Raw genomic sequence first — 6,878 nt, 5'->3', positions numbered from 1 at the left:
GCCCCCCCCAGGGGTGTGGGTCCCCGCCCGGCCTGTCGGGCTGGCCCCTGGCTCCCGCTGGGCTGCGAAGCGGCCCCAAAAGATCTGTGAGCGCTACGCACTCAAGCGGGAGCAAGCTCCCTCGGCACAAAAACATCATTTTTTCATCTGAAAGAAGTGTGCTCAGCCAAAGAGTTTCTTGAAGAATTTCTGCATATCCGCCCACGATTTCTCATCGGCTTCCTTGTTGTAGGCGATGTCCGGTCCGCCATGGTCGCCGTGGCTCAAGCGGTCGGCGTCGGGGTTGCTGAAACCGTGCTTGGCGCCTTCGAGGTTGACGAATTTATAGTCGGCACCGGCCTTGTCCATCTCGCTCTTGAACGCGGTCACGTTGTCCTGGGTAACCATGCTGTCCAGGGCACCATGCTCCACCAGCACCTTGGCCTTGACGCTGCCTGGCGTGGCCGGGGGGTTGGTCACCAGCGCACCGTGGAAGCTCACCACGCCGGCCAGCGGCACACCCTGGCGCGCCGCGTCGAGCACGACTTTGCCGCCGAAGCAGTAGCCAATGGCGGCGAGTTTGTCCGGATCGGTCTGGGGCTGTTTCTTCAGCAGGTCGAGACCGGCCTGGAAGCGGGCGCTGGCCGCCTTGCCGTCCTTGAGCGCCGCCTGCATGAAGGCCATGGCGTCCTTGGGGTGCTCGGTGTTCTTGCCGTCGCCGTACATGTCGATGGCCAGGGCGCTGTAGCCCAGGCCCGCGAGATCACGGGCGCGGCGCTTGGCGTAATCGTTCAGCCCCCACCATTCATGCACCACCACCACGCCTGGGCGCGGGCCTTTGACGGCGTCGTCATAAGCGTAATAACCGATCAGCTGGGTGCCGTCGGCACTGGTGTAGGGGATCTCCTGGGTCTGGATGGCGGCGTGGCTCACACCGCTCATGGCCAGAAGTACAACAGCTAGCAGCCTGCGCATGACGGATCTCCTTATAAAAAGTGGTCCGCACAGATTAGCCGATTCATTCAGCGCCGGTTCAGAGAACGTTCAACGGGTGTTCAGGGACCGCTGGTTAAGGTGACGGCGACTCCACAACACATCCACGCTGCAAAGGAACTTGATCATGACTGCTATGAAAAAACTGCTGCTGGCTTTCACCGTGCTGGGCGCCAGCGCCATGGCCCACGCCGATGACAATATCGCCAGCCTGACCCTGGGCCAGACCAGCGACAAGGTGAAGATGTCCGACGCCTTGGACAGCGCCCTGAACCACCCGAACGCCGACGGCATCATCGGCAAGGACACCACTTATGGCCTGCGACTGGGCAAGCAGAACGACCAGGGCCGCTACTACGCCACCTACGACAACGTCTCTGGCACCCACAACGGCATCAAGTTGCGCCAGGAAAACCTGTTGGGCAGCTACGATGTGTTCTATCCGGTCACCGGCAGCACCAAACTGTTCGGTGGCGGCACGGCGGGCCTGACCAAGCTGACCCAGGATTCGCCTGGCTTCAGTCGCGACAGCGACATCGGCTACGCGGTGGGCTTGCAGGGCGGCGTGCTGCAACAAATTTCGCTAAACACCTCGATTGAACTGGGTTACCGTTACCTGCGCAGCAACGCCCGCACCGAGATGAGCCCGCACGGTGGCGCCAAGGTTGGCTCGCTGGACCTGACCAGCAGCGCCCAGACCTACCTGTCCGCCAACTACACGTTCTAAGCAGGCGAGGGCACGGTGAGGAAATCCAGCCGGATCGGTCGAAGACGATCCGGCGCCTTTCGTTGAGGTGCGCCGCGCCGGATTGTTTGATTTGCCTGGGGAGAGGCTCCATGAAATTACTGGTCGTCGAAGACGAAGCGCTGTTGCGTCATCACCTGCAAACCCGGCTCACCGACAGCGGCCATGTGGTGCAGGCCGTGGCCAATGCCGAAGAGGCCTTGTACCAGGCCCGGGAGTTCAACCATGACCTGGCGGTGATCGACCTGGGCCTGCCCGGCATCAGCGGGCTGGAGCTGATCCGCCGGCTGCGCGCCCAGGACAAGACGTTTCCGATCCTGATCCTGACCGCCCGCGGCAACTGGCAGGACAAGGTCGAAGGCCTGGCCGCCGGTGCCGACGACTACGTGGTCAAGCCGTTCCAGTTCGAAGAGCTGGAGGCTCGGTTGAACGCCCTGTTGCGCCGCTCCAGCGGCTTCACCCAGTCGACCATCGTCGCCGGGCCGTTGCTGCTGGACCTCAACCGCAAGCAGGCGTCCCTCGACGAGGAGCCGCTGGCGTTGACCGCCTACGAATACCGCATCCTCGAGTACCTGATGCGTCACCACCAGCAGGTGGTGGCCAAGGACCGCTTGATGGAGCAGCTTTACCCCGACGACGGCGAGCGCGATCCCAATGTCATCGAAGTGCTGGTAGGACGCCTTCGCCGTAAGCTGGAGGCCCCGGCCGGCTTCAAGCCAATCGACACCGTGCGGGGCCTGGGTTATCTGTTCAACGAGCGCTGCCAGTGATTCGTTCGCTTCGGCTGCGGCTGATGCTGGCCGCCATGACCCTGGCGGTGCTGTTCATGCTAGCCTTGTTGCCGGCCATGCAAGGGGCGTTCAGCCTGGCCTTGCAAGAATCCATCGAGCAACGCCTGGCCTCGGACGTGACCACGCTGATTTCCGCCGCCCGGGTGGAAAACAACCGCTTGAAGATGCCGGCGCAGTTGCCCGATGAACGCTTCAACCTCGCCGACGCCCGCCTGCTGGGCTACATCTATGATCGCGAGGGGCGGCTGGTCTGGCGGTCGAAAGCGACCCAGGAAGAAAACATCAACTACACGCCGCGTTATGACGGCCAGGGCAACCAGTTCGCCCGCATTCGCGAGAGCAATGGCCAGGAGTTTTTTGTTTATGACGTCGAGATCAAGCTGCTCGGCGGCCAGAGCGCGGCGTTCAGCATCGTCACCCTGCAACCGGTGCGCGACTACGAGGTGACCTTGCAGGGACTGCGGGACAATCTCTACCTGGGCTTTGGCGCGGCCCTGGCGGTGTTGCTGGCGCTGTTGTGGATCGGCCTGACCTGGGGCCTGCGGGCGTTGCGGCGCCTGAGCCAGGAGCTGGACGAAATCGAAAGCGGGGCCCGGGAAAGCCTCAGCACCGAGCACCCCCGGGAACTGTTGCGCCTGACCGGCTCCCTCAACCGCTTGCTTTATAGCGAGCGGGAACAGCGCAGCCGTTATCGCGACTCCCTCGATGACTTGGCCCACAGCCTGAAAACCCCGCTGGCGGTGTTGCAGGGCGTCAGCGAAGACATGGCCCGGCGCCCCGAGGACCGTGGCCAGGCCTGGGTGCTGCAAACCCAGATCGAGCGCATGAGCCAGCAGATCGGCTACCAATTGCAGCGCGCCAGCTTGCGTAAGAGCGGGCTGGTGCGTCATCAGGTGCGCTTGCGCCCGGTGCTGCAAAGCCTGTGCGACACCTTGGACAAGGTCTATCGCGACAAGCGGGTCACCGTCAGCTTCGATCTGCCGGAGCACTGCCAGGTGCCGATCGAACAGGGTGCCTTGCTGGAAATGCTCGGTAACCTGCTGGAGAACGCCTATCGGCTGTGCCTGGGCGAGGTGCGCGTGAGCATGCACCAGACCCTCGGCGGCACCGAGTTGAGTGTCGAGGACGACGGGCCGGGCGTGCCGCCGGATCAACGGGCGCGGATTCTCCAGCGTGGCGAGCGGCTGGATCGCCAGCATCCGGGGCAGGGCATTGGCCTGGCGGTGGTCAAGGACATCATCGACAGCTACGGCGCCCGCTTGACCCTGGGGGATTCAGAGCTGGGCGGGGCGGCGTTCCGGATTCACTTTCCGGTGGTTTGACTGGAATATTTTCGGTGTGTTTGCTGGCCTCATCGCGAGCAAGCTCGCTCCCACACTGGATTTTCGGCGCACACAAATCCCCTGTGGGAGCGAGCTTGCTCGCGATGAGGCCAGCCAGCACACCACAAAAAACCAATCCAGAAAATCAGCTCTCCAACTCCCGATAGGCCCCCGGCGTCACACCCGTCCACTTCTTGAACGCCCGGTGAAACGCCGAAGGTTCGGAGAAACCCAACTCCTCGGCAATCTGCTGCAACGACAGCTCGGCACGCCCCAGATGGTAGATGGCGATATCCCGCCGCAGTTGATCCTTGAGTTCCTGGAAGCTGGTGCCTTCTTCCCGCAGATGCCGGCGCAAGGTCTGCGGGCTGATGTGCAAATGGGCGGCGACGGTGTCCAGGTCGGGCCAGCGCGCCGTGTCGCGGCTGAGCAGGCGGCGCAGCTGGCTGCTGAGGCTGTGGCCATCGTCCGGGCGCGACAGCAGGTCGGCGGGGGAGTGTTCGAGGAAATGCTTGAGGGTGCGTTCGTCCTGCAACAGCGGCATGTCCAGGTAGCGGCTGTGGAACAACAGGCTGCTGCCGGGTGCGTCGAACGCCAATGGGTAGGGGAACAACAAGTCGTACTCAGCCGCGTGGGCGGGCTTGGTGTAGCCGAACGTCACCTGCTCCAGGCCGATCCGCTGGCCGATCAGCCAACTGGCGAGGCGATGCCAGACCACCAGCAGGCTTTCGGTCAGGAAGTGATCCGGGTCCCACAGCGTCGAATCGTCCAGTACCAGCCGCACGCGTTCGCCTTCGGTTTCCAGCGTCAGGCGCGGGGCGTCGGGGAATAACCCATAGAACAACAAGCCGCGCTGCAGGGCCTTGCCCAGGGTCCGACAGTGGATCAACGCGTGACACATCATCGCAAACGTCCCGGGTTTACTCGGTGCCCGGCCGAACCCCAAATATTCGTCCTCCATTGCCAGCCACAGGGCCTGCAACAGGCGGGCGAACTGCTCCGGCGCAATCCGCGCGCGCGGCTCATCCAAGAGTTCGGGGCTGATGCCCAGCTGTTGCAGCAAAGGCAAATAGTCGAAGCCTTGCCGACGCGCACCGCCCAAGGCGGCGCGGGCGAAGTGGCTGGCGATCGTGCGTTGGCGCATGGCAGAAATCCGTCCGTTAAGCGGGCGATGGTAGCAGGGGGCCGAGGTTGGACAAGGCGGATATCCGCCAAATCCCGGAGTGATAAACACCCTGTTGGCGGAAATCCGCCATGTTCTGCCGCCGTGTTTAACCGCTGAGGAATCCACAACGCCTTCTGTAATAACGGATGTAGGGCATTTCCAGAAAATGGCACGGGCTTTGCGATAGAGCCTGCAGGGCTGCCGCGTGCAGCCGAACAAAACAAATCCCTCCAGTGCAGGAGGGTTCGCAATTGAGGTGCCGTGGACGACAGGTGGAAGTCGTCATGCGGGACTCTTGAGGAAGGTTTGCCATGACGACTCGTCAGCCACTGTACAAATCCCTGTATTTCCAGGTGATCGTAGCCATTGCCATCGGCATTTTGCTCGGCCACTTCTACCCGCAGACCGGTGTTGCCCTCAAGCCATTCGGCGACGGGTTCATCAAACTGATCAAAATGGTCATCGCTCCCATCATCTTCTGTACCGTCGTCAGTGGTATCGGCGGCATGCAGAACATGAAATCGGTGGGCAAGACCGGCGGCTACGCGCTGCTGTACTTTGAAATCGTCTCCACCATTGCCCTGCTGATCGGCCTGGTCGTGGTCAACGTCGTGCAACCAGGCGCCGGCATGCACATCGACGTGTCGACCCTGGACACCAGCAAGATCGCTGGTTTCATCAATGCCAGTAAAGACCAGAGCATCATCGCCTTCATCCTCAACGTGATCCCGAACACCATCGTGGGCGCGTTCGCCAACGGCGACATCCTGCAAGTGCTGATGTTCTCGGTGCTCTTCGGTTTTGCCCTGCATCGCCTGGGTGCCTACGGCAAGCCGGTCCTGGACTTCATCGATCGCTTCGCCCACGTCATGTTCATCATCATCAACATGATCATGAAGCTGGCACCTATCGGTGCGTTCGGTGCCATGGCCTTCACCATCGGCGCCTACGGTGTCGGTTCGCTGGTGCAACTGGGCCAGCTGATGATCTGCTTCTACATCACCTGCGTGGTGTTCGTGCTGGTGGTACTGGGCGCCATCTGCCGCGCCCACGGCTTCAGCGTCGTCAAGCTGATCCGCTACATCCGTGAAGAACTGCTGATCGTGCTGGGTACTGCCTCCTCGGAATCGGCCCTGCCGCGCATGCTGATCAAGATGGAGCGCCTGGGTGCCAAGAAGTCGGTCGTAGGCCTGGTCATCCCGACGGGCTACTCGTTCAACCTCGACGGTACGTCGATCTACCTGACCATGGCTGCGGTGTTCATCGCCCAGGCCACCGACACCCCGATGGACCTGACTCACCAGATCACCCTGCTGCTGGTGCTGTTGCTGTCGTCCAAAGGTGCGGCTGGCGTGACCGGTAGCGGCTTCATCGTACTGGCGGCGACCCTGTCGGCCGTAGGCACCTTGCCGGTGGCTGGCCTGGCACTGATCCTGGGTATCGACCGCTTCATGTCCGAAGCCCGCGCCCTGACCAACCTGGTGGGCAACGCCGTTGCCACTATCGTGGTTGCCAAGTGGGTCAAGGAGCTGGACGAAGACCAGTTGCAGACCGAGCTGGCTTCCGGTGGTCGTGGTATCTCCGACGTCCGTGAAGATGACGAGCAGATCGCGGCGGCGCAGATTGCAGCGGCTGAAACCTCTGCTCCAGGCGCTATGAAGTAATCTTCAGGCTGCAATGAAAAACCCGCTTCGGCGGGTTTTTTATTGGTTCTCGATTTTGAAGCTGGCGCGCTTCTGTGGCCAGAGATTGCTCCCGCTGGGCTGCGCAGCGGCCCCCTGCGAATTACCTGAAGCTACGCGGTGGCAGATACATATTGGGGTTGCTTCGCAACCCAGCGGGAGCAAGCTCCCTCGCCACAATGGTCCCGGACTGAGCGGATT

6 protein-coding genes are annotated in these 6,878 nt (G+C 62.2%); 4 read left to right on the top strand and 2 right to left on the bottom strand.

The genetic code is table 11. The features are described 5' to 3' along the window. Positions 1-162: 162 nt before the first annotated feature. Complete coding sequence (locus HGO40_RS18640) at positions 163-954, bottom strand: dienelactone hydrolase family protein (protein WP_250964205.1); 792 nt, start codon at positions 952-954, stop codon at positions 163-165. A 145-nt stretch (positions 955-1,099) separates the two neighbouring features. Here HGO40_RS18640 and HGO40_RS18635 point away from each other — a divergent pair, with 145 nt between their 5' ends. The 3 genes from HGO40_RS18635 to HGO40_RS18625 all read left to right on the top strand — a co-directional run bounded on the left by HGO40_RS18635 (position 1,100) and on the right by HGO40_RS18625 (position 3,830). Further along, entirely contained in the window at positions 1,100-1,699 is a 600-nt protein-coding gene (locus HGO40_RS18635; protein WP_250964204.1) for a porin family protein, read from the top strand. 110 nt (positions 1,700-1,809) lie between these two features. After that, on the top strand, positions 1,810-2,487 hold the full coding sequence (locus tag HGO40_RS18630; RefSeq protein WP_053124352.1) for a response regulator: 678 nt from the start codon (positions 1,810-1,812) through the stop codon (positions 2,485-2,487). After that, entirely contained in the window at positions 2,484-3,830 is a 1,347-nt protein-coding gene (locus tag HGO40_RS18625) for an ATP-binding protein (RefSeq protein WP_250964203.1), read from the top strand. The genes HGO40_RS18630 and HGO40_RS18625 overlap by 4 nt, the downstream gene beginning before the upstream one ends. A 145-nt stretch (positions 3,831-3,975) precedes the next feature. Here HGO40_RS18625 and HGO40_RS18620 read toward each other — a convergent pair whose 3' ends face one another. After that, a complete protein-coding gene (locus tag HGO40_RS18620; protein ID WP_250964202.1) occupies positions 3,976-4,974 on the bottom strand; it encodes an AraC family transcriptional regulator in 999 nt (332 codons plus the stop codon). A 332-nt stretch (positions 4,975-5,306) separates the two neighbouring features. Here HGO40_RS18620 and HGO40_RS18615 point away from each other — a divergent pair, with 332 nt between their 5' ends. After that, on the top strand, positions 5,307-6,659 hold the full coding sequence (locus HGO40_RS18615) for a dicarboxylate/amino acid:cation symporter (protein WP_250964201.1): 1,353 nt from the start codon (positions 5,307-5,309) through the stop codon (positions 6,657-6,659). Positions 6,660-6,878 lie beyond the last annotated feature (219 nt).

It is taken from the genome of Pseudomonas sp. CG7, from assembly GCF_023701885.1.
Classification (GTDB): Bacteria; Pseudomonadota; Gammaproteobacteria; order Pseudomonadales; family Pseudomonadaceae; genus Aquipseudomonas; species Aquipseudomonas zanjanensis.
The sequence above is the reverse complement of the archived record's forward strand: the minus strand, read 5'-3'. Positions and strand labels throughout refer to the sequence as shown.

Bases quoted from the DNA above. Each gene is read 5' to 3' on its own strand.
- HGO40_RS18640 (WP_250964205.1), bottom strand. From the start codon at position 954: ATGCGCAGGCTGCTAGCTGTTGTACTTCTGGCCATGAGCGGTGTGAGC.
- HGO40_RS18635 (WP_250964204.1), top strand. From the start codon at position 1,100: ATGACTGCTATGAAAAAACTGCTGCTGGCTTTCACCGTGCTGGGCGCC.
- HGO40_RS18630 (WP_053124352.1), top strand. From the start codon at position 1,810: ATGAAATTACTGGTCGTCGAAGACGAAGCGCTGTTGCGTCATCACCTG.
- HGO40_RS18620 (WP_250964202.1), bottom strand. From the start codon at position 4,974: ATGCGCCAACGCACGATCGCCAGCCACTTCGCCCGCGCCGCCTTGGGC.
- HGO40_RS18615 (WP_250964201.1), top strand. From the start codon at position 5,307: ATGACGACTCGTCAGCCACTGTACAAATCCCTGTATTTCCAGGTGATC.